Origin of the sequence: Stenotrophomonas sp. LMG 10879 (genome assembly GCF_002750935.1) — a bacterium.
GTDB lineage: Bacteria > Pseudomonadota > Gammaproteobacteria > Xanthomonadales > Xanthomonadaceae > Stenotrophomonas > Stenotrophomonas lactitubi_B.
Genome location: NZ_PEJT01000003.1, coordinates 80,525 through 101,743 on the forward strand (window position 1 = coordinate 80,525; position 21,219 = coordinate 101,743).

The following is a 21,219-nucleotide window of genomic DNA, read 5'->3' on the forward strand; positions in this document are numbered from 1 at the left end:
CGCGCCGATGGAGCCGATGGGGTCAGAGCCGCCTGCTGCGCAGATGGATCCGACCCCGCCTCCCGGACCGTTGGGGTCGGAGCCGTTCGCGATGCGAACCGGTCCGACCCCGGTTACATCAGGCCAGGCCTTCGGCCTTCAGGGCTGCCTGCACGCCCGCATCGGCGTCCATGCGCGCCTTGTAGGCGGCCAGGTTGTCCAGGCCCGACAGGTCGACCTTGGTGCCGGCCGCCCAGCGCAGGGTGATGTAGAAGTAGGGATCGGCGAAGCTGCGGAAGCCTGCCAGCCACGGCTTGTCGGCCAGCTGCTTGTCGGCGGTCTCGAACAGCGCGCGCAGGCGCTTGTGTGCAGCGGCGCGGATCGCGTCGTACTGCCCTTCGTCGGCGATGAACTTGCCTGGCGAGAACAGCGGCGAGAACGCCGGGTGCACGTCGGAGTTGACGAAGGCCAGCCAGCGGGTGGCTTCAGCGCGCTGGCGCGGGCTGCCATCGCCGCCGAGACCGGCCTGCGGGTAGCTGTCGGCGATGTAGCCCATGATCGCCGCGTTCTGCAGCAGCACGAAGTCGCCATCGACGAGCGCCGGCACGGCGCCGGCCGGATTGATCTTGAGGAATTCCGGACCCTTCAGGGTGTCCTTGTTCAGCAGTTCGACCTCGAACGGCTGGCCGGTCCACTGCAGGGCGATGTGGTCGGCGGTGGAACAGGCACCGGGCTTGCTGTACAGCTTCATGGGAACTCCAGGCGGGGTGTGGCGGGAATCCACCACTATCCCAGAGCCCACCGGCGTGCGGCAACGCCGCCGCCGGCAACGGATCGTTACGACTGCCGGGGCTTGAGGTTCTGCACCTTGTAGAAGGTGTGATCGCCGATGGTGGCCACCTGGTAGGCATTGCGCCAGTTCGGGCTGGCAATGGCCAGCGCAGCGAAGTGGCTGGCACCGGGCACGATCTCGCGGCGCTCGCCGGCCGGCAGTGCCCAGTTGCGCTCGGCGTCGAAGGCGACGTCCATCGCTTCACTCCACGCGGCATCGTTGCCCAGCTGGGTGCCGGGGGAGACGATGGTGGGGGCGAACTGCTTGCGCGCGGTCACCACCTGGCACATCGAGTCGCCCCAGAGCCCGCTGTCGAGGCGGCGCAGGGCGACCTCGGCCACGGCCTGCTGGCCACGCAGGGTCTGGTCGCGGGCTTCCAGGTAGACGGTGGTGCTCAAACACAATGAATCAGCGGCCGGCTGCGGCAACAACTGCGACAGCCAGAGAATCCAGGCCAGTTTCATATAACTCCTTGCTCCGTGTGGGACGCACCTGGCGGTTCCGGCAGCGCAGGCTGCTGGAGGCGGGGTACGACTTGGCGTCATGGGGAGGCGGCCATCGGGGCTGCCCCGTGGGCGGCCCCAAGAACACGATCGTGGATCGATCGGCGGGGTCCGCACCGGCTCACCGGAAACTGGCTGGTGAGCGGAAAGATGGCGCAAGGTAGGGGGGCATTGCCGAACGCATCCTGAATCGTCCGGCTTGACATTCAGCTTGGGGCCGGTGACGGAAATCACATTCCGGCCCCCATTCAGGTGTTGATCAGAGCGCGGCGGCGACCCGGCTGCCCTGATCGATGGCGCGTTTTGCATCGAGTTCGGCGGCCACATCGGCGCCGCCGATCAGCTGTGCGGCGATGCCGGCTGCCTGCAGTTCGACCTGCAGCGCGCGCTGCGGTTCCTGCCCGGCACAGATCACCACGTGGTCGACCGGCAGCAGTTGTTCGCTGCCATCGACGCGGATGCGCAGGCCTGCATCGTCCACTCCCAGGTACTCGACACCACCCAGCATGCGCACGCCCTTGGCCTTCAGCGTGGCGCGGTGGATCCAGCCGGTGGTCTTGCCCAAGCGCGCACCGGGCTTGCCGGCGCTGCGCTGCAGCAGCCACAGCCTGCGCGGCGATGCCTCCACGGCGGGTCGGGCCAGTGCGCCGCGGGCCTCGAAGCTGGCATCCACGCCCCATTCGGCCATCCAGCGCTGCGGGTCCAGCGACGGCGAAGGGCCGTCGTGGGCAAGGAACTCGCCGACATCGAAGCCGATGCCGCCGGCGCCGATGATGGCGGCGCTGGCACCGACCTCGACCCGGCCCAGCAGCACGTCCAGGTAGTTGACCACCTTGGCGTGGTCGGCACCGGGGAAGTCGACCTTGCGCGGCACGATGCCGGTGGCCAGCACGACCTCGTCGAAACCGGCCAGGCTGGCCGCGTCGGCACGGGTGCCCAGGCGCAGCTGCACGCCGGTCTCGGCCAGCTTGTGGCGGAAGTAGCGCAGGGTCTCGTGGAATTCTTCCTTGCCGGGAATGCGCTTGGCCACGTTGAACTGGCCACCGATCTCCTCGCTGGCGTCGAACAGGGTGACCTGGTGGCCGCGTTCGGCAGCGACCGTGGCGCAGGCCAGACCGGCCGGCCCTGCGCCGACCACGGCCACCCGCTTCGGTGCGGTGGTCGGGGTATAGACCAACTCGGTCTCGTGTGCGGCGCGCGGGTTGACCAGGCAACTGGCCAGCTTGTTCTCGAACACGTGGTCCAGGCAGGCCTGGTTGCAGGCGATGCACGTATTGATGGCCTCGGCACGGCCGGCGCGGGCCTTGTTCGGCCACTGCGGATCGGCCAGCAGCGGACGTGCCAGCGACACCATGTCGGCCCCACCCTCGGCGAGGATGCGTTCGGCCACCTCGGGCATGTTGATGCGGTTGGTCGCCACCAGCGGCAACGTCACGTGTGGCTTGAGCTTGGCGGTGACTGCGGCGAACGCGCCACGCGGTACCGATGTGGCAATGGTCGGAATGCGCGCTTCATGCCAGCCGATGCCGGAATTGAGGATCGTCGCACCGGCGGCCTCGATGGCCTGGGCCTGCTGCACGATCTCTTCCCAGTTGCTGCCGTCTTCAACCAGGTCGACCAGCGACAGGCGGTAGATGATGATGAAATCCGGGCCGCAGGCTTCGCGGATGCGACGCACGATCTCCACCGCGAAGCGCATGCGCTGTGCGGCATCACCGCCCCAGCGGTCGTTGCGCTTGTTGGTGCGCGGGGCGATGAACTCGTTGATGAGGTAGCCCTCCGAGCCCATCACTTCCACGCCGTCGTAGCCGGCCTCGCGGGCCAGCTTCGCGCTGCGTGCGTAGTCGGCGATGTGCCGCTCGACGCCACTGGCCGACAAGGCGCGCGGGGTGAACGGATTGATCGGCGCCTTCAGCTTCGACGGCGCCACCGACAGCGGGTGATAGGCATAGCGCCCGGCATGCAGCAGCTGCAGGCAGATCTTCGCGCCGTGCTGGTGCGCGGCGGCGGTCAGCTGCCGATGCGGGCGCACTTCCCAGGGCCAGGACAGCTTGCCGCCGAACGGCTTGAGCCAGCCCACCACGTTCGGTGCGAAGCCGCCGGTGACGATCAGGCCGACACCGCCTTCGGCACGCTCGGCGAAGTAGGCGGCCAGGCGCGGGAAGTCGCGTGCGCGGTCTTCCAGGCCGGTGTGCATCGAGCCCATCAGCACCCGGTTGCGCAGCTGGGTGAAGCCCAGGTCCAGCGGGGCGAACAGGTGGGGGTAGGTGCTTTCGTTGGCTGGCGACATGTCGATACGCTTGCGTACGGAAGCGCGAAGGGTGCCGCGAAACGGCGCCGGGGGCAAGGGCTGGCAGATGGGTAGCGCCGGTCCCTGCCCGGCGACGCGACTACCCGTGGCCGCGCTGCGCGCTCGCCGGGCGTGGCCCGGCGCTACCGACCGCCGGCCGGCCGATCCCGAACCAGCCGAGGGTGATCCCGCACAGCGGCCCGATCAGCAGGGCGAAGGCGAGCGTGCCGACGCCGACGTTGCCACCCAGCCACCAGCCCAGCAGCAGCACGCTGCCTTCAATCAGGCTCCGCACCTTCCAGATCGGCCAGCCGGTGCGCGCGTGCAGGCCGGTCATCAGGCCATCGCGCGGCCCGGGGCCCAGCTTCGCGCCGATGTACAGGCCGGTGGCCAGCGCCACCAGCAGCATGCCGGCGCAGAACATCGCCACCTGCCAGCCGAGGCCGACGGCCGGGGGCAGCAGCCACAGCCCGAACTGGGCCGAGGGGCCGATCAGCATCACGTTGAGCACGGTGCCGACGCCGGGCTTCTGTCGCAGCGGCCACCACAGCAGCAGTACCAGCGCGCCGATCACGTTGGTGGCCAGGCCGAACGACAACGGGGTCTGTGCCGCAATGCCCTGCGACAGCACATCCCACGGCGCGACACCGATCGCGGCGCGGATCATCAACGAGGCGCCGAAGCCATAGAGGAACAGGCCGATGATCAGTTGCAGCAGGCGCAGGGGCAGGGCGGTGGGCATGACAGGCTCAGGGCAGGGGAATCTGTTTCCACCCTATCCCCGAAATGGGCTGTTCAATAGATACAGATGTCGGCCAATCCACCGCGACAGGCTGGGGATCGTGAATCAGTCGTCCCAGCCGGCCAGCGCCAGCTTGCCGATGGTGCGGCCGCTGGCCAGGCGCTGGTGGGCGGCTTCCAGGTTGGCTGCATTGATCGGCCCCAGCACTTCGCTCAGCGTGCCGCGCAACTGGCCTGCATCGATCATGCTGGCGGCGCGGTTGAGGATGCGGTGCTGCTCGATGCGGTCGGCGGTGGCAAAGCGCGCACGGGCGAACATGAATTCCCAATGGATGCCGATGCACTTGGCTTTGTAGGGATCGCCGATGCGCAGCGGGCCGCGCGGTTCGACGATCAGGCCGACATGTCCCTGTGGTGCCAGCAGCTCGCCCAGTTCGTCCCAGTAGTGATCGGTATCGGCCAGGTTCAGTGCCACCTGCACGTGGTCGATGCCGAGCGCCTGCAGCTGCGGCAGCAGGGGCTGGCGATGGTCGATGACATGCTGGGCGCCCATCCGCCGGCACCAGTCGATCGAGGCTTCACGCGAGGCGGTGGCAATCACCTCGAATCCTGCGTGGTGGGCCAGCTGGATCGCCATCGAGCCGACGCCGCCGGCACCACCGATCACCAACAGGCGCTGGCCGGCGTGGCGGCGGTCATCAAGCTGCAGGGGCATGCGCTGGAACAGCAGTTCCCAGGCGGTCAGGGTGGTCAGCGGCAGCGCGGCCGCTTCGGCGAAGTCGAGGGTGGTCGGTTTGCGCGCCACCAGTCGCTCATCCACCAGCTGATACTGCGCATTGCAGCCAGGGCGGGTGACATCTCCGGCGTAGTAGACCTCGTCACCGGAGGCGAACAGGCTGGCCTCCTCGCCCATGGCTTCGACCACGCCAGCGGCGTCCCAGCCGAGAATGCGCGGAGTGTCCAGCGACGCGGCTGACGTACCTGCACGCAGCTTGCCATCCACGGGATTGACGGAAAGTGCTTCGACTCGGATCAAAAGATCACGGCCCCGCGGCGGCTGCGGTGGTGGCAGCACCAGATCGCGCAGGGCAGGGGCGGATTCACGGCACAGGGCGACGGCTTTCATTGCGGCTCCAGCTCGGTTCCTGTCTGCATCATAAGGTTCCTCACCTCGATGGGCGCGCGCTGAACCGCTTTCCGATAAAGCAGAGCCAAAACTGTCGCATCTGGCCCTTAAACCCTTCCAAACCCTTGTGGTATGTGGGTCTTGCGGATTTTCATCATCCTGTATAGGGTTTCAACGTCGGGCCGGTAGCCGGTCGTGCACGACGCTTCACATGTTACGGGACTGTTAACATGACCTTCACCCGCCTGAGCATAATGTTCGCGGCGGTGGCGTGCTGAATCGGCTGTCTGAACATCGACGCAGTAGTGCTGGCCCATGCCTCTACCGGTTTCATACCCCCGAAATAGGAGCTGTACTCAATGAACAAGAAGATCCTTACTGCCGCGCTGCTGGGCGGTCTGGCTTTCGCCCAGGCTGCGTCGGCGCAGGAGTTCGATGACCGCTGGTACCTGACCGGTTCGGCCGGCTTCAACTTCCAGGATAACGACCGTCTGACCAACGACGCTCCGTTCGTGACCCTGGGTCTGGGCAAGTTCATCAGCCCGAACTGGTCGCTGGATGGTGAGCTGAACTATCAGAACCCGAACTTCGACGCCAACCAGGATCAGAACTGGTCGCAGTACGGCGTGTCGTTCGATCTGCGTCGCCACTTCATCAAGGAAGGCCGCGGCTGGAACCCCTACATCGTGGGCGGCCTGGGCTACCAGAAGTCGGAAGAAGAGTATCCGGCTCTGAACAACAATGGTCCGCGTGAGCGCAAGGACGGCAACCTGGCTGCCAAGCTGGGCGTCGGCCTGCAGACCACCTTCGACAAGCGCGTTGCTGTCCGCGCCGAAGTGGCCTACCGCGCTGACTTCGACGACCAGAGCATCGCCGCGCGCGACGAAAGCTGGTTCGGCGACGTGCTGGCTTCGGTCGGCGTCGTGATCCCGCTGGGCCCGGCCCCGGTGGCTGCTGCTCCGGCTCCGGCTCCGGTTGCCCCGAGCTGCGCCGACCTGGATGACGACGGTGACGGCGTCAACAACTGCGACGACAAGTGCCCGAACTCGCAGCCGGGTCAGACCATCGGTCCGGACGGTTGCCCGGTGCCGGTCTCGATCGACCTGAAGGGCGTGAACTTCGACTTCGACAAGTCGAACCTGCGTCCGGACGCTGTGGCCATCCTGAGCGAAGCCACCGAGATCCTGAAGCGTTACCCGGATCTGCGCGTTGAAGTCGCCGGTCACACCGACTCGAAGGGTACCGACGCTTACAACCAGAAGCTGTCGGAGCGCCGCGCCACCGCGGTGTACAACTACCTGACCAAGAACGGCGTCGACGCTGGCCGTCTGGCCGGTCCGATCGGCTACGGCGAGAGCCGTCCGATTGCGCCGAACACCAACCCGGATGGTTCGGACAATCCGGAAGGTCGCGCCAAGAACCGTCGTACCGAGCTGAACGTCCAGAACTAAGTTCTGACGCTCTGCCAGTAAGACACAGCAGGACCCGGCTTCGGCCGGGTCTTGTTGTTTGTGCGGCCCGGAATGATGAATCAGCGTTTCAGTGGCGACCGTTCGTCGGCGATTTGCCCATGAAACCAATGAGTTGCCGTATTCATTGAAAGTGGCGCTTGAAAGATGACGCGGCATTGCTAAACTCGCCGCGTCACTTCCTTTCGTGGATGCCCTCATGCTGCGCTCTGCATCGGCTGCCGTTCTGGCGCTGGCCCTGGTTCCTGCTGCTCACGCTGCGGTCGATTGCTCGGTCAACACCAGCGCTTCGCCGCTGCCGTTGCCGGCCACGGCCGTCGCCCCGGTGGCCGACGAGCTGTACATCCGCAGCAGCCAGCTGGGCATGGCCAGCGGCGTGCTGGGCAGCAGCTACGATCCGTCCCAGTCGCTGGACCAGGTGCTGCAGCGGTTGCGCATCGATGGCTGCCAGAACATCGCCAAGGCGATTCCGAGTGCGCCGGCGGTGAAGCCGAATGATCCGGCCGCGTACAAGCCGCAGACCGAGTTCGACAACACGCCGTGGCGCTTCGACATGAGCCAGAACGGCAAGCGCATGACCGCCGAAGAGTTCGACGCCTGGATGAAGGCGCGCGGCGTGCGTGTGGTCAAGGCGCGTCCGGTTCCGGCAGCCACCCCGGCCGCAGCCGAAGTACCGGCTGAGACCAAGCCGGTCGACAAGAAGTAAGCGCGGCGGGGAGCAGAGGCTTGCGCACGCGCCGCCCACCTGCTGCCCCCGCTGCCCGCTCCCACGCTGCGCGTGGGCGTGCGAATCCTGCTGCGGTTTCCGCTGGTGTGCGCCATGGCCTGGCGCGCGTGCTGTCCAAGGCCGGCGTGTGCTCGCGCAGCGAGGCCGCGCGCTGGATCGCCGATGGCCGCGTTCGTGTCGCCGGGCGCATCGTCCGTGATCCGGAATTCCCGATTGCCAGCCCGGCGCCGCCGATCGAGGTCGACGGCCAGCCGATGGGCGCACCACAACGCCTGTACCTGATGCTCAACAAGCCGCGCGGGGTGGTCACCACCGTGCAGGACGAGCGTGGCCGCGACACCGTGTACCGCTGCTTCGATGGCGCCGGCCTGCCGTGGATCGCGCCGGTCGGTCGCCTGGACAAGGCCAGTGAAGGCCTGTTGCTGTTCAGCAACGATCCGCAGTGGGCCGCGCGTCTGACCGATCCGGAGACCGGCCCGCAGAAGACCTACCACGTGCAGGTCGATCGCCTGCCCGATGACGACACCCTGGCCGCGCTGCGCGCCGGTGTCGAAGACGAGGGGGAATTCCTCCTCGCCCTGGCCGTGCGCGTGCTGCGCAGCGGCGACAAGACCGCCTGGTTGGAGGTGGTCCTCGACGAGGGTCGCAACCGCCATATCCGTCGCCTGCTGGCGGCCTTCGACCTGCAGGTGCTGCGCCTGGTCCGGGTTGCGATCGGAGAGCTCACGCTCGGCGATCTCGGCAAGGGCCAGTGGCGGGCGCTGGAGGTCAGCGACCAGCAGCGGCTGGGGGCCGCTGCACCGGGCTGAGTGATGCCCACGGCCGGCAGTTGCCGGCCACCGTTCCAGGCGTAGGGGGCGCCTGGTAGTCGAATGTCCAGAACGGAGCCTGCCCATGTATCACCCGACCCTCAAGCAAACCCTGCGCTGCGCCAGCCTGTTGTTGCCGATCGTGCTGTTGACCGCGTGTGGCGGCCACAAGAAGACGGCCAAGGCCGATCGCCCGGCCGAGACCCCGGTGGTTGAAGTGAAGACCCCGGAACTGGATGGCCGCGGCAGCTATCGCTTCATGATGAGCAACGGCGACCAGAAGATGACCGCCGACCAGTTCGATGCCTGGATGAAGGCCAATGGCATCCGCGTGGCCAAGGGCAATGGGCAGGATGCTGCTGCCAAGCCGGTGGTGGTTGCCAGCAAGGACGAGCCCAAGGACAAGAAGAAAAAGAAGAAATAGCGCCGGGTAGATGCCGACCTTGGTCGGCACGCTTTGGCCTGAAGGGTCAGAGCCCTTTCCGCAGGAAAGGGATCCGACCCCGCCGGTGATCAGCCCTTGATCACGCCCAGCTCGACGCCGATGCGGGTGAACGCATCGATCGCGCGGTCCAGATGCTCACGGCTGTGCGCGGCGCTGATCTGGGTGCGGATGCGCGCCTGGCCCTTGGGTACCACCGGGAAGAAGAAGCCGATCGCGTAGATGCCTTCTTCGAGCAGGCGCTCGGCGAACTTCTGCGCCAGCGGTGCGTCGTACAGCATCACCGGGCTGATCGGGTGCACGCCGGGCTTCACGTCGAAGCCGGCAGCGGTCATCTTCTCGCGGAAGTAGGTGGTGTTCTCGGCCAGGGTGCTGCGCAGGTCATCGGCTGCGGCCAGCATCTCGAACGCCTTGATGCCGGCGGCAACCACGTGCGGCGGCAGCGAGTTGGAGAACAGGTACGGGCGCGAGCGCTGGCGCAGCAGCTCGATCACTTCCGCGCTGGCGCAGGTGAAGCCACCCAGTGCGCCGCCCATGGCCTTGCCCAGGGTGCCGGTGATGATGTCGATCTTCTCCAGCACGCCCTTGACCTCGGCCGAGCCGCGGCCCGTCGCGCCGAGGAAGCCGGTGGCATGGCATTCGTCGATGTGCACCAGCGCGTTGTACTTCTTCGCCAGTGCGGTGATCTCGTCCAGCGGCGCGATGAAACCGTCCATCGAGAACACGCCGTCGGTGGTGATCAGCTTGGTCTTGCAGCCAGCCGCATCGGCGGCCTGCAGCTGCGCTTCCAGGTCGGCCATGTCGCAGTTGGCGTAGCGGAAGCGCTTGGCCTTGCACAGGCGCACACCGTCGATGATCGAAGCATGGTTCAGCGCATCGGAGATGATCGCGTCGTTCTCGCCGAGCAGCGGCTCGAACAGGCCGCCGTTGGCGTCGAAGCACGCCGCGTACAGGATGGTGTCCTGCTTGCCGAAGAAGCCGGCGATCTGTGCTTCCAGCTGCTTGTGCAGGTCCTGGGTGCCGCAGATGAAGCGCACCGAGGCCATGCCGAAACCATGGCTGTCCAGCGCGTCCTTCGCGGCCTGGATCAGCTCCGGATGGTCGGCCAGGCCAAGGTAGTTGTTGGCGCAGAAATTCAGCACCGTGCGGCCGTCTTCGAGGGTGATCTCGGCGGACTGCGGGCTGGTGATGATGCGCTCGGACTTGAACAGGCCCTGGGCGCGGATGGCGTCCAGTTCCTCAGCATAGTGGCGGGTCAGGGCGGAGGAGTCGGTCATGGCGTGGGCACGGCTCAGCACGGGAAACCACTGATTCTACCGGGCATCGACGGCTGCGGACCGGGCCGGTTGGGGCACCGCCATGGCCGGCACATGTTGCATCGCAATAGCAAACGGGTTAAAAATTCGTGAACCGGGCCTGTCTGGCTCCGGTCGCTGCGCCCGCTGCAGATCCCGCCTTCCACGCCACCGACCCCACCGGAGACGCCCATGAAGCACGCCCGTGCCTGCCTCGCCATTGCCGCCGCCCTGACCCTCGCGCCGTTCGCCGCCAGCGCCCAGGACAACGAATCTCCGTACAGCTGGAACGTCACCGCCGTCTCGGACTACCTGTTCCGTGGTGTGTCGCAGACCGATGAGGATCCGACCCTGCAGGCCGGCTTCACCTACACCAGCCCGGTCGGCCTGTATGCCGGCGTCTGGGGCTCGGGCGTCGACTTCGGCGCAGGCGATCCGAAGACCGAGGTCGACTACCTGATCGGCTACGGCGTGGACGTGACCGAGCGCGTCAACTTCGACGTGCTGTTGAACCGTTATACCTACCTCAAGTCCAGCCACCAGAACTACAACGAGCTGATCACCACCACCACGCTGGACGACACCTACAAGCTGACGGTGGCCTACAGCAACGACGTGTGGAACAGCAGCACCGATGGCTGGTACTTCGGCCTGGGTGGCAGCTGGGGCCTGCCGAAGGAGTTCACGCTCAACGCCAACGTCGGCCGCAGCACCTTCGAGGACGGCATCGCCAAGGACTACACCGACTGGAACGTCGGCGTTGCCCGCCAGTTCGGCCTGTTCAACGTTGGCCTGGGCTACTACGGCACCGACGGCAACGGCCGCGACAACTCCGGCAAGCTGGCGCACAGCCGGGTGATGCTGAGCGTCGCCGTCGGAAAGTAACGCCGCAGGCGTTACCGATAGTGCCGGCCGCTGGCTGGCAACACCAACGAGAAAGGCGCCCATTGGGCGCCTTTTTCAATTCCAGCGACGCCGGGCATGGCCCGGCGCTACACCGTGGACCGGGTCAATTCCAGCTCAATACCACCTTGCCGGCCTTGCCTTCTTCCATCAGGTCGAAGCCCTTCTGGAAGTCGTCGATCGGCAGCTGGTGGGTCATCACCTTGCCGAGCGGGAAACCGGACAGCACCAGCTGCGTCATCTTGTACCAGGTCTCGTACATCTTGCGGCCGTAGATGCCCTGCACGGTCAGGCCCTTGAAGATGATCTTGTCCCAGTCGCAGCCGGCGCCCTTGGGCATGATGCCGAGCATGGCGATCTTGCCGCCGTGGTACATGCAGTCGAGCATGTCGTTGAACGCGCGCGGATTGCCGCTCATTTCCAGGCCCACGTCGAAGCCCTCCATGTGCAGTTCCTTCATCACGTCCTTCAGCGACGTGTTGGCAACGTTGACCACTCGCGTGGCGCCCATGTCGGCGGCCAGCTTGAGGCGGAAGTCGTTGACGTCGGTCACCACCACGTTGCGCGCACCGATGTGCTTGCAGATGCCCGCCGCGATGATGCCGATCGGGCCGGCGCCGGTGATCAGCACGTCTTCACCGATGACGTTGAATTCCAGCGCGCAGTGCGCGGCATTGCCGTACGGGTCGAAGAAGGCGGCCAGTTCGGACGGGATCTGGTCGGGGATCGGCCACAGGTTGCTGGCCGGCATCACCATGTATTCGGCGAACGCGCCGTTGACGTTGACACCGATGCCGACGGTGTTCGGGCACAGGTGCTGACGACCGCCGCGGCAGTTGCGGCAGTGGCCGCAGACGATGTGGCCTTCGGCCGACACGCGCTGGCCGATCTCGTAGCCGGTCACGCCCGGGCCGATCTCGGCGATGCGGCCGACGAACTCATGGCCGATGGTCAGGCCCGGCTTGATCGTGCGCTGGCTCCACTCGTCCCACAGGTAGATGTGCAGGTCGGTGCCGCAGATCGCGGTCTTTTCCAGCTTGATCAGGACCTGGTTGGGGCCCGGGGTCGGCACCGGAACCTCTTCCATCCAGATGCCCTTGGCCGCTTCGCGCTTGACCAGGGCCTTCATCGTTTGCTGCGCCATCGGGGTGGAACTCATCAGGGGGAAAGCGCGGATTATAGGGCGCCACGCGGATTTCCCATGTTGCGCTGCGGGTGCATTGGTGGAACGAAAGCTGCGCGCAGGCGGGCGTTTCGAACGTTGCCGCTGCGCTCGCCGGGCATCGGGGCGTCCGGCCCATGACTTCCGGGGTTCGGGGCGGGGCAGGGTGGCGGGCTACAATCGAGGGTTCCACTACCAGGGGCCGCTCCATGCGCTCGAACCTGCTTGCATTCTCCGTCGTCGCCAGCCTTGGGCTGGTCCAGGTCGCCCATGCCGCTGAAGGCATGTGGGTGCCGCAGCAGCTGCCGGAAATCGCCGGCCCGCTGCAGAAGGCCGGCTTGAAGCTGTCCCCGGAACAGCTGGCCAACCTGACCGGCGACCCGATGGGCGCGGTGGTCGCGCTGGGCGGCTGCACCGCCAGCTTCGTCTCCCCGCAGGGCCTGGTGGTCACCAACCACCACTGTGCCTACGGTGCGATCCAGCTGAATTCGACCGCGCAGAAGAACCTGATCAAGGATGGCTTCAACGCGCCCAAGCTCAGCGATGAACTGAGTGCCGGCCCGAACGCCCGCGTGTTCGTGCTCGACCAGATCACCGACGTCACCGCCCAGGCCAAGGCGGCCATCGCCGGCGCCGGCAAGGACCCGCTGGCCCGCAGCCGCGCGCTGGATGCCTTCGACAAGGCCCAGGTCGCCGCCTGTGAAGCCGATGCCGGCTTCCGCTGCCGCCTGTACTCGTTCTCCGGCGGCAACACCTACCGCCTGTTCCGCAACCTGGAAATCAAGGACGTGCGTCTGGTCTATGCACCTCCGGGCAGCGTCGGCAAGTTCGGCGGCGACGTCGACAACTGGATGTGGCCGCGCCACACCGGTGACTTCTCGTTCTACCGTGCCTACGTCGGCAAGGACGGCAAGCCAGCGGCGTTCTCGGCCGACAACGTGCCGTACCAGCCCAAGCACTTCCTGAAGTTCGCCGATACGCCGCTGGGCGCCGACGACTTCGTGATGGTGGCCGGCTACCCGGGCCGCACCAACCGCTATGCGCTGGCCGGCGAGTTCAATGAAACCGCCAGCTTCACCTACCCGACCATCGCCAAGCACTACAACGCGGTGCTGAAGATGATCGCCGACGCCGGCAAGGCCGACGCCGACGTCAAGGTGAAGTACGCCGCCACCGCCGCCAGCATGAACAACGTGGCCAAGAACTACCTGGGCCAGCTGGAAGGCTTCAAGCGCATCGACGCCGCCGGCCAGAAGCAGGCTGAAGAAGCGGCGGTGCTGGCGTGGCTGAAGAAGCAGGGCGCTGCGGGCAAGCCGGCGCTGGCTGCGCACGCGCAGCTGCTGCAGCACCTGGATACCAGCAAGTCGACGCGCGAGCGCGACCTGTTCGTTGGCCAGTTCAACAACACCTCGGCCGTTGGCGCGGCAATCACCCTGTACCGCCTGTCGATCGAGCGCAGCAAGCCCGACGCCGAGCGCGAAGCGGGTTACCAGGACCGTGACCTGACCACCATCGAAGGCAGCCTGAAGCAGATGGATCGCCGCTACGTGGCGAAGATGGACCAGCAGCTGCAGACCTACTGGCTGGACCAGTACGTGGCCCTGCCGGCCGCGCAGCGCGACAACGAAGTGCTGAACACGTGGCTGGCCGGCAGCGATGCCACTGCGGTGAAGTCGCTGGTGACCAAGCTCGGCGGCACCGAGCTGGGCAGCCTGGACAACCGCCTGAAGTGGTTCAAGGCCGATCGCGCGGCGTTTGAAGCCAGCACCGATCCGGCCATCCAGTACGCGGTGGCGGTCATGCCGGCGCTGCTGAAGCAGGAAGAGCAGAAGAAGATCCGCGAAGGCGAATCGCTGACCGCGCGTCCGCTGTACCTGCAGGCCGTGGCCGACTACAAGAAGAGCCAGGGTGAGTTCGTCTACCCGGACGCCAACCTGTCGCTGCGCATCACCTTCGGCAACGTCATGGGCTATGGCAAGGACGGCGTGAAGTACACCCCGTTCACCACCCTGGAAGGCGTGGCGGCGAAGGAAACCGGTGAAGATCCGTTCGACTCGCCGAAGGCGCTGCTGGATGCGGTCAAGGCCAAGCGTTATGGCGGCCTGGAAGACAAGCGCATTGGTTCGGTGCCGGTGAACTTCCTGTCCAACCTGGACATCACCGGCGGCAACTCCGGTTCGCCGGTGCTCGATGCCAACGGCAAGCTGGTCGGCCTGGCCTTCGACGGCAACTGGGAATCGGTCAGCTCCAACTGGGTGTTCGACCCGGTGATGACCCGCATGATCGCCGTCGACAGCCGCTACATGCAGTGGATCATGCAGGAAGTGGCGCCGGCACCGCAGCTGCTGAAGGAACTGAATCTGGCCAAATGATCCGTCTGCGGTCGCTGGCGGTCTATCCACGCATGGCGTGGATCTACTGGCCGCCTCCGGTAGCGCCGGGCCATGCCCGGCGGAATCCGTAGGAAACCTGAAACCCCGCGACGCCAGTCGCGGGGTTTTTTCATGCCCCGTCCGGCCCGGTCTGCCGAACAGGTATGATCCCTGTTCGGCGTACTTCACGGGATGTGAACAATACGCCGGAACTCCTCCCCCAAGGACCCCTTGTTCGCATGCGCATCCTGCTTGCCCGTCACGGCGAAACGCCGTGGAACGCCGAAGGCCGCTACCAAGGCCAGATCGACATCCCGCTTTCGCCCATCGGTGAGGCCCAGGCGCAGGCGCTTGGCGCCCGCCTGGCGTCGGTGGACATCACCCGTGCGGTGGCCTCGCCGCTGTCGCGCGCCCAGCGCACCGCGCAGCTGGCCCTTGGCGCCGCACGCGCCGACATGCTGCTGACCGAGCCGGAACTGCAGGAGATCGCCCACGGCGAGTGGGAAGGTCTGCTGGCCAGCGAAATCAACGAAAAAGATCCGTCGCGCCTGCAGGCCTGGCGCAATGAGCCGGACACCGTGCTGATGCCCGGCGGTGAGTCGCTGCGCCTGGTGCTGGAGCGCAGCTGGCGCGGCCTGGCCCGTGCCGTGGAAGGCCTTGGCGAACACGACACGCTGCTGGTGGTCGCCCACGACGCGGTCAACCGGGTGATCCTGTGCAAGGTGCTGGGCCTGCCGATTTCCCGCCTCTGGACCTTCCGTCAGGCACCGACCACCCTCAACCTGCTTGAAGGTACCGATCTGGACAGCCTGGAAGTGGTGCGCCTGAACGACTGCGCCCACCACACGCCGTTCTTCGGTGAAGCCAAGCACCGCGCACTCTGAATTTCCTGTCCTGAACCACCTGTACCTGTTGGAAGCCTTGCCGTGAAGAACACCCCGACCACTCTGGCCGAATGGCTGGATTACATTGAACGCCAGCACCCGGCCAGCATCGACATGGGGCTGGAGCGCGTGCGCACCGTGGCCACCGCGATGGGCCTGGGCACGCCGGCCAGGCACACCATCGTGGTCGGTGGTACCAACGGCAAGGGGTCCACCGTTGCCTTCATCGAAGCCATCGCGCGCGCTGCCGGCTGGAAGGTCGGTGCGTACACCTCGCCGCACCTGCTGCGCTACAACGAGCGCGTACGCATCGATGGCCAGGATGCCGATGACGCCGCACTGGTCGCTGCGTTCAACGCGGTCGAGGCCGCGCGCGGTGATGTGACGCTGACCTATTTCGAGTACGGAACGCTGGCCGCGCTGCAGTTGTTCGCCGACGCCGATCTTGATCTGGCCGTGCTGGAAGTCGGCCTTGGCGGCCGTCTGGATGCGGTCAACATCGTCGACGCCGATGTGTCGGTGATCACCACCGTGGACATCGATCACGCCGAATGGCTGGGCGAGGACCGCGAGGCCATTGGTGCCGAGAAGGCCGGCATCATCCGCGGCTGGAAGCCGGTGATCCTGGGCGAGACCGATCCGCCGTCGAGCGTGCTGGCGCGCGCCTATCTGGTAGGTGCCAATGCGATCCGCGGTGGCAGCGACTATTTCTACGAACCGATCGACGCGCAGCGTTGGCGCTGGCGCGATGTCGGCACCCGGCTGGAGCTGCCGACCCCGGCGCTGGCCGGGCCGATCCAGCTGGCCAACGCCGGCGCGGCGATCGCGGCGCTGCGTGCGCTGGACAAGCCGGTGCCGCGCGCGGCATGGGCCGCAGGCGTGGCCGCAGCGCGCATCGCCGGGCGCCTGCAGGCGTTCGAGCGCGATGGCGTGCAGGTCCGCGTCGATGTCGGCCACAACCCGCAGGCGGCCGGCCAGCTGGCGCGCGCGCTGAAGGCCGAGGCGACCCCCGGGCGCACCCTGGCGGTGTACGCCGCGCTGCAGGACAAGGACGCCGTGGGCGTGGTGCAGGCCCTGCAGGAGGTAGTGGGCGACTGGACCCTGGCCGGCCTGGATGGCCCGCGTGGGCAGAGCGCGGCGCAGCTGCAGGCGCGCCTGGCCGATACCGCTGCGGCCGCTGCGGCATTGGCCGACACGGTCGAACAGGCGCTGGCGAAGGTGCTGGCCCGTGCCGAGCGCGGCGACCGGGTATTGGTGTTCGGTTCCTTCCATACCGCCGCCGCTGCACTGCAATGGCTGCAGGCCCACGCCTGACCGCCGTTCAGCCATTACCGACGCCGTCCGGTCGCGCACCCGTATAATCGACCGCAACGTCCAGCCTGCCGCCTGCCCTACGTGGATACGCCCCTGAAACAGCGTCTGATTGGTGCCATCGTCCTGGTGGCCTTGGCCGTCATCTTCCTGCCGATGCTCGTCAAGGGCCCGGCCCCGGACAGCGGTGTGGCCAATGTGCCGATCGCCGCGCCCGATGCGCCGGCCGATGGCCAGTTCGAAACGCGTGAACTGCCGCTGGTCGCGCCTGCCGGTGGCGCCACCGGATTGCAGAGCGGCCAGGCCCGTCCTGTCGAGGAGGCCGCTGCACCGGCTGCGCCGCCGACCGTGGACACCTCGCCAGCAGTCGCCGCCGGCAACTACGCGGTGACCTTCGGCGCCTACGGTAGCCAGGCCGATGCCGATGCGGTGGTCGCCTACCTGAAGCGCTCGCAGCTTCCGGGCTTCATCGAGACCGCATCGATCAACGGTCGCCCGGCCTGGCGCGTGCGCGTAGGACCGTATGCCGACCGTGCGCAGGCCGAAGCGGGCCGGCTGCAGGCGGTGAAGGTCCGCGCCGACGTGAAGGCAGAAGTCATCACCCTCGATGCCAAGCCCTCGACCAGCGCACCGGTGGCCAGCACGCCGGCACCCGCGCCGAGCGCCAGTACGCCCGTTGCGGCGGCTACGCCGTCGGCGACCGGCAACCCGGTGCGCAGTGAAAGCCTGCCGCCGAGCACGCCGACCGCAGCAACCGCGCCGGCTGCCAAGCCGGAACCGGCCAAGCCGGTGGTCAAGCCGGAACCGAAGCCCGAGCCCAAGCCGGAAGCGACTGCCAGCAAGCCGGCCACCCCGCCGACTACGCCGGCCGCGCCGGCTGCCAGCGGAGTAGGTTTTGCCGTGCAGCTCGGAGCATTCGGCCAGGCCAACGATGCCAACGCCCTGCGCGACAAGGTCCGCGCGGCAGGCTTCAGCGCCTTCGTCGAGCAGGTGCGTACCGAAAAGGGCAGCCTGCACCGGGTCCGTGTCGGGCCGGTCGCCAACCGCGCCGATGCAGAACAGTTGAAGGCGCAGGTCGCCGCCAAGGTCGGCGTGGCCGGCATGGTGCGACCGCACCCATGACCTGTACGCAGCCCCGTTGCCAGCGCCGCCGAAGGAGCGGGGCGCCATGATCGACGTGGTGCTGCTGATCGTGATCGCCGCCTCCACCCTGCTCGGGTTGCTGCGCGGCTTCGTCGGCATCGTCATCGGCACCGTATCGTGGCTGGTGGCGGCCTGGGCGGCCTTCGCCTTCGGCAACGACGCCGCGCGCTGGTGGGCGGCACCGGCCGCGCCCGGCGGCGAGCATTTCATCGGCGGCTACCTCAGCGTCGGCATCGGCGTGATGATCGTCGTCGCGGTGATCGGCATGGTCATCAAGGCCATCGTCCACCGCAACATGCTGGGCAGCCTGGACCGCCTGCTGGGCGGCGTCCTCGGCGCTGTTCGTGGGGGCCTCATCGCGGCCGTGCTGGTGTTGCTGGCCGGCTTCACTCCGCTCACTGCCGAACCCTCCTGGCGCGGCTCGGCGCTGCGGCCGGTGCTGAACCCGGCCGTGGCCTGGATGAACAGCAAGCTGCCGCACTGGCAGGTGCCGGGGGCCGACCTGCTGCCCAAGGCCTTGCCGATGGACGCACTGTCCCCATCTGCGTTGATGGAGCTGGGCAAGAGTGCCGGCGCCGGAGTGGGCAAGCCGGGGGCGACAGGCGATAATGGCGTACTCGGTCAGATAGTGGCGGGCAGCGGATGGCTGCGGCCTGCGAAGGCGGAACAGGGCGAGGCATACGATCCGGCCGAAGTGCGCCCGGACGCCCCAGCACTACCGGGCAGCATCGAGCCGGACGACCCGGCCAATGTCGACCGCAGACGCGGCGACAACTCTGGCCAGGTACGGCCACCTTCCTTGTAACTGGGCACAGCCCAGCGGAGACCTCGCATCATGTGTGGCATCGTCGGAATCGTCGGCAACCAGAACGTCGCCGGGCAGTTGTATGACGGCTTGACCGTCCTCCAGCATCGCGGCCAGGACGCGGCGGGCATCGCCACCGTCAACGGCAGCCGCCTGCGGGTGCAGAAGGCCACCGGCCTCGTCCGCGATGTCTTCGATGCACGCACCATGTCCACCCTGGAAGGCAGCGTCGGTATCGCGCATGTGCGCTACCCGACCGCCGGTTCGGAAGGCATGGACGAGGCGCAGCCGTTCTACGTCAATTCGCCGTACGGCATCGCGCTTGCCCACAACGGCAACCTGATCAACACCGAGGACCTGCGCCAGCAGGTGTTCGAGCAGGACCGCCGCAACGTCAACACCGATTCGGACAGCGAAGTGCTGTTGAACGTGTTCGCCTACGAACTGGAACAGCAGCGCCAGCTCAGCCCGGAAGCCGCCATCCGCGCGGTGGCCGGTGTGCACCGTCGCTGCAAGGGCGGCTATGCGGTGGTCAGCGTGGTGCTGGGCCTGGGCCTGGTCGCTTTCCGCGATCCGCATGGCATCCGCCCGCTGGTGCTGGGCAAGCGCAGCCACGCCGAGGGTGACGAGTACATCGTGGCCTCCGAGTCGGCTGCGCTGGACGTGCTGGGCTTCCAGCGCGTGCGTGACGTGCAGCCGGGCGAAGCACTGGTGATCACCGCGCGCGGCGAACTGTTCTCGGAAATCTGCGCCGAGCCGGCCGAACACACCCCGTGCATCTTCGAGTACGTGTACTTCGCACGCCCGGATTCGATGATCGACAACGTGTCGGTGCACAAGGCGCGCATGCGCATGGGCATCAAGCTGGGCGAGAAGATCCTGCGCCTGCGCCCGGACCACGACATCGACACCATCATCCCGATCCCGGATACCTCGCGCGATGCCGCGCTGGAGATCTCCAACGTGCTCGGGGTGAAGTACCGCGAAGGCTTCATCAAGAACCGTTACATCGGCCGCACGTTCATCATGCCGGGGCAGGGTGAGCGGGTGAAGTCGGTGCGCCGCAAGCTCAACCCGATCCACCTGGAATTCCGCAACCGCGTGGTGCTGCTGGTGGACGACTCGATCGTGCGCGGCACCACCAGCCAGCAGATCGTGCAGATGGCGCGTGACGCCGGCGCACGCAAGGTCTACCTGGCCAGCGCCGCGCCGCCGGTGCGTTACCCCAACATCTACGGCATCGACATGCCGGCCGCTGAAGAACTGGTCGCGCACAACCGCAGCATCGAGGAAATCGAAGCGCACCTGGGCTGCGACTGGCTGATCTACCAGGACATCGAAGACATGGAAGCGGCGGTGAGCGAAGGCAATCCGGCGCTGCGCAATTTCGATTCGTCGTGCTTCAACGGGCATTACCCGACGGGCATCGAGCCGGGCTACTTCGAGCGCATCCAGCAGCTGCGTTCGGACGACGCCAAGCACAAGCGCCGCGCCTGAGGTCCAGGCGGTGATCGACGTGCCTGACGTCGGCGGCAATCTGCTGCGCGCTGCGCAGCAGTGCCTGGCCGAAGCCGATCCCCTGCACAAGGTCGCACTGACCCAGGCCTACGCGGCGGCGTTCCGCGCCGGCCGGTTGCACGTACCGGCCGATGCGCCGCCTGCCGAACCGATCCGCATGCCGGGCCGACCGCCGCAGCTGCTGATGGTGCATCCGCGTGAAGTGCCCCGGCGCGGCCTGGGGGGAGTGGAAGGACGCGCGGCGTTCATCCATGCCATCGCCCATATCGAGCTCAATGCGATCGACCTGGCCTGGGACGCGGTGTACCGCTTCCGTGGTCTGCCGGCAGCGTTCCACGCCGACTGGGTGAGCTGCGCCGACGACGAATCGCGCCACTTCATGCTGCTGCGCGAGCGCCTGCTGGCACACGGCCATGAGTACGCGGATTTTCCTGCGCACAACGGCCTGTGGGAAATGTGCGAGAAGACCGCGCACGACGGCCTCGCGCGCATGGCGCTGGTGCCGCGCGTGCTGGAAGCGCGTGGGCTGGACGTGACCCCGGGCATGATCGACAAGCTGCGCAATGTCGGCGACGGTGAAACCGCCGATGTGCTGGAAGTGATCCTGCGCGAGGAGGTTGCACACGTTGCTGCCGGATCGCGCTGGTTCCGCTGGTACTGCGAGCGCGCCGGCGTCGAACCGCGTGCGCGTTTCAGGGAACTGCTGGTCGAGTATGCCGGTGGCTACCTGCACGGGCCGTTCAACATGGAAGCGCGCCTGCTGGCTGGGTTCGATGCGGATGAGCTCGCCAATCTGATCGGGCAGGCGGGTTGACCGGCGTCAGTTGATCCATCATCCACGCATGGCGTGGATCTACTGCAAGGCCGGTGCCCCGGTGAATGAGGTCCACCCGCTACCCCAGTAGATC

Annotated in this window: 19 protein-coding genes; 12 read left to right on the top strand and 7 right to left on the bottom strand. The window is 67.0% G+C overall.

The genetic code is table 11. From position 1 onward, the window contains the following. Nucleotides 1–118: 118 nt before the first annotated feature. The 5 genes from CR919_RS05350 to CR919_RS05370 all read right to left on the bottom strand — a co-directional run bounded on the left by CR919_RS05350 (nt 119) and on the right by CR919_RS05370 (nt 5,471). Nucleotides 119–730: a glutathione S-transferase N-terminal domain-containing protein gene (locus CR919_RS05350; protein ID WP_099819148.1), complete on the bottom strand. Its 612-nt coding sequence runs from the start codon at nt 728–730 to the stop codon at nt 119–121. An 86-nt stretch (nt 731–816) separates the two neighbouring features. Further along, entirely contained in the window at nt 817–1,275 is a 459-nt protein-coding gene (locus CR919_RS05355) for a cell wall hydrolase (RefSeq protein WP_025878087.1), read from the bottom strand. A 298-nt stretch (nt 1,276–1,573) separates the two neighbouring features. After that, a complete protein-coding gene (locus CR919_RS05360) occupies nt 1,574–3,604 on the bottom strand; it encodes an NADPH-dependent 2,4-dienoyl-CoA reductase (RefSeq protein ID WP_099819149.1) in 2,031 nt (676 codons plus the stop codon). A gap of 100 nt (nt 3,605–3,704) precedes the next feature. Continuing rightward, nucleotides 3,705–4,346, bottom strand: a complete 642-nt coding sequence (locus CR919_RS05365) for a hypothetical protein (RefSeq protein ID WP_089239033.1) — start codon at nt 4,344–4,346, stop codon at nt 3,705–3,707. Nucleotides 4,347–4,451: 105 nt separating this feature from the next. After that, nucleotides 4,452–5,471 carry a zinc-binding alcohol dehydrogenase family protein gene (locus CR919_RS05370; RefSeq protein ID WP_099819150.1) on the bottom strand — a complete coding sequence of 340 codons (1,020 nt, stop codon included), beginning with the start codon at nt 5,469–5,471 and terminating at the stop codon, nt 4,452–4,454. A 359-nt stretch (nt 5,472–5,830) separates the two neighbouring features. On the opposite strand from CR919_RS05370, the gene CR919_RS05375 reads away from it, so the two are divergent. The 4 genes from CR919_RS05375 (at nt 5,831) to CR919_RS05390 (ending at nt 8,900) form a co-directional block, all read left to right on the top strand. Further along, entirely contained in the window at nt 5,831–6,922 is a 1,092-nt protein-coding gene (locus CR919_RS05375; protein ID WP_099819151.1) for an OmpA family protein, read from the top strand. Between the two features lie 217 nt (nt 6,923–7,139). Beyond that, nucleotides 7,140–7,646: a hypothetical protein gene (locus CR919_RS05380; RefSeq protein WP_049467667.1), complete on the top strand. Its 507-nt coding sequence runs from the start codon at nt 7,140–7,142 to the stop codon at nt 7,644–7,646. A 20-nt stretch (nt 7,647–7,666) separates the two neighbouring features. Beyond that, the gene (locus tag CR919_RS05385; protein WP_181393101.1) at nt 7,667–8,476 is read left to right on the top strand and encodes a pseudouridine synthase; all 810 of its coding nucleotides are present in this window, start codon (nt 7,667–7,669) and stop codon (nt 8,474–8,476) included. 85 nt (nt 8,477–8,561) lie between these two features. Beyond that, entirely contained in the window at nt 8,562–8,900 is a 339-nt protein-coding gene (locus CR919_RS05390) for a hypothetical protein (protein WP_025878095.1), read from the top strand. Between the two features lie 89 nt (nt 8,901–8,989). Here CR919_RS05390 and kbl read toward each other — a convergent pair whose 3' ends face one another. Continuing rightward, nucleotides 8,990–10,195 carry a glycine C-acetyltransferase gene (gene kbl, locus CR919_RS05395; protein ID WP_099819153.1) on the bottom strand — a complete coding sequence of 402 codons (1,206 nt, stop codon included), beginning with the start codon at nt 10,193–10,195 and terminating at the stop codon, nt 8,990–8,992. 210 nt (nt 10,196–10,405) lie between these two features. Between kbl and CR919_RS05400 the strand changes: the two genes are divergently transcribed. Beyond that, the gene (locus tag CR919_RS05400) at nt 10,406–11,098 is read left to right on the top strand and encodes a TorF family putative porin (RefSeq protein WP_089239045.1); all 693 of its coding nucleotides are present in this window, start codon (nt 10,406–10,408) and stop codon (nt 11,096–11,098) included. Between the two features lie 124 nt (nt 11,099–11,222). Here CR919_RS05400 and tdh read toward each other — a convergent pair whose 3' ends face one another. Next, nucleotides 11,223–12,245 carry an L-threonine 3-dehydrogenase gene (gene tdh, locus CR919_RS05405; RefSeq protein WP_099819385.1) on the bottom strand — a complete coding sequence of 341 codons (1,023 nt, stop codon included), beginning with the start codon at nt 12,243–12,245 and terminating at the stop codon, nt 11,223–11,225. Nucleotides 12,246–12,487: 242 nt separating this feature from the next. Between tdh and CR919_RS05410 the strand changes: the two genes are divergently transcribed. From CR919_RS05410 to CR919_RS05440, 7 genes are all read left to right on the top strand, one after another. Next, nucleotides 12,488–14,650 (top strand): S46 family peptidase, encoded by a 2,163-nt coding sequence (locus CR919_RS05410; protein WP_099819154.1) that lies wholly within the window; start codon nt 12,488–12,490, stop codon nt 14,648–14,650. A 239-nt stretch (nt 14,651–14,889) separates the two neighbouring features. Beyond that, entirely contained in the window at nt 14,890–15,534 is a 645-nt protein-coding gene (locus CR919_RS05415) for a histidine phosphatase family protein (RefSeq protein ID WP_099819155.1), read from the top strand. Nucleotides 15,535–15,576: 42 nt separating this feature from the next. Next, nucleotides 15,577–16,848, top strand: coding sequence for a bifunctional tetrahydrofolate synthase/dihydrofolate synthase (gene folC / locus CR919_RS05420; RefSeq protein WP_099819156.1), 1,272 nt, complete (start codon nt 15,577–15,579; stop codon nt 16,846–16,848). Nucleotides 16,849–16,929: 81 nt separating this feature from the next. Continuing rightward, nucleotides 16,930–17,967 carry an SPOR domain-containing protein gene (locus tag CR919_RS05425; RefSeq protein WP_099819157.1) on the top strand — a complete coding sequence of 346 codons (1,038 nt, stop codon included), beginning with the start codon at nt 16,930–16,932 and terminating at the stop codon, nt 17,965–17,967. 46 nt (nt 17,968–18,013) lie between these two features. Then, nucleotides 18,014–18,793, top strand: coding sequence for a CvpA family protein (locus tag CR919_RS05430; protein WP_099819158.1), 780 nt, complete (start codon nt 18,014–18,016; stop codon nt 18,791–18,793). Between the two features lie 30 nt (nt 18,794–18,823). Continuing rightward, on the top strand, nt 18,824–20,290 hold the full coding sequence (purF, locus tag CR919_RS05435) for an amidophosphoribosyltransferase (protein ID WP_025878104.1): 1,467 nt from the start codon (nt 18,824–18,826) through the stop codon (nt 20,288–20,290). Between the two features lie 10 nt (nt 20,291–20,300). After that, a complete protein-coding gene (locus CR919_RS05440; RefSeq protein ID WP_099819159.1) occupies nt 20,301–21,125 on the top strand; it encodes a ferritin-like domain-containing protein in 825 nt (274 codons plus the stop codon). Nucleotides 21,126–21,219 lie beyond the last annotated feature (94 nt).

What these genes read in the sequence shown, in the direction of transcription:
- CR919_RS05415 (WP_099819155.1), top strand. Translation starts at nt 14,890, where the DNA reads ATGCGCATCCTGCTTGCCCGTCACGGCGAAACGCCGTGGAACGCCGAA.
- CR919_RS05400 (WP_089239045.1), top strand. Translation starts at nt 10,406, where the DNA reads ATGAAGCACGCCCGTGCCTGCCTCGCCATTGCCGCCGCCCTGACCCTC.
- CR919_RS05390 (WP_025878095.1), top strand. Translation starts at nt 8,562, where the DNA reads ATGTATCACCCGACCCTCAAGCAAACCCTGCGCTGCGCCAGCCTGTTG.
- CR919_RS05355 (WP_025878087.1), bottom strand. Translation starts at nt 1,275, where the DNA reads ATGAAACTGGCCTGGATTCTCTGGCTGTCGCAGTTGTTGCCGCAGCCG.
- CR919_RS05410 (WP_099819154.1), top strand. Translation starts at nt 12,488, where the DNA reads ATGCGCTCGAACCTGCTTGCATTCTCCGTCGTCGCCAGCCTTGGGCTG.
- tdh (WP_099819385.1), bottom strand. Translation starts at nt 12,245, where the DNA reads ATGAAGGCCCTGGTCAAGCGCGAAGCGGCCAAGGGCATCTGGATGGAA.
- CR919_RS05375 (WP_099819151.1), top strand. Translation starts at nt 5,831, where the DNA reads ATGAACAAGAAGATCCTTACTGCCGCGCTGCTGGGCGGTCTGGCTTTC.
- CR919_RS05365 (WP_089239033.1), bottom strand. Translation starts at nt 4,346, where the DNA reads ATGCCCACCGCCCTGCCCCTGCGCCTGCTGCAACTGATCATCGGCCTG.
- purF (WP_025878104.1), top strand. Translation starts at nt 18,824, where the DNA reads ATGTGTGGCATCGTCGGAATCGTCGGCAACCAGAACGTCGCCGGGCAG.
- CR919_RS05430 (WP_099819158.1), top strand. Translation starts at nt 18,014, where the DNA reads ATGATCGACGTGGTGCTGCTGATCGTGATCGCCGCCTCCACCCTGCTC.
- CR919_RS05350 (WP_099819148.1), bottom strand. Translation starts at nt 730, where the DNA reads ATGAAGCTGTACAGCAAGCCCGGTGCCTGTTCCACCGCCGACCACATC.
- kbl (WP_099819153.1), bottom strand. Translation starts at nt 10,195, where the DNA reads ATGACCGACTCCTCCGCCCTGACCCGCCACTATGCTGAGGAACTGGAC.
- CR919_RS05360 (WP_099819149.1), bottom strand. Translation starts at nt 3,604, where the DNA reads ATGTCGCCAGCCAACGAAAGCACCTACCCCCACCTGTTCGCCCCGCTG.
- CR919_RS05370 (WP_099819150.1), bottom strand. Translation starts at nt 5,471, where the DNA reads ATGAAAGCCGTCGCCCTGTGCCGTGAATCCGCCCCTGCCCTGCGCGAT.
- CR919_RS05380 (WP_049467667.1), top strand. Translation starts at nt 7,140, where the DNA reads ATGCTGCGCTCTGCATCGGCTGCCGTTCTGGCGCTGGCCCTGGTTCCT.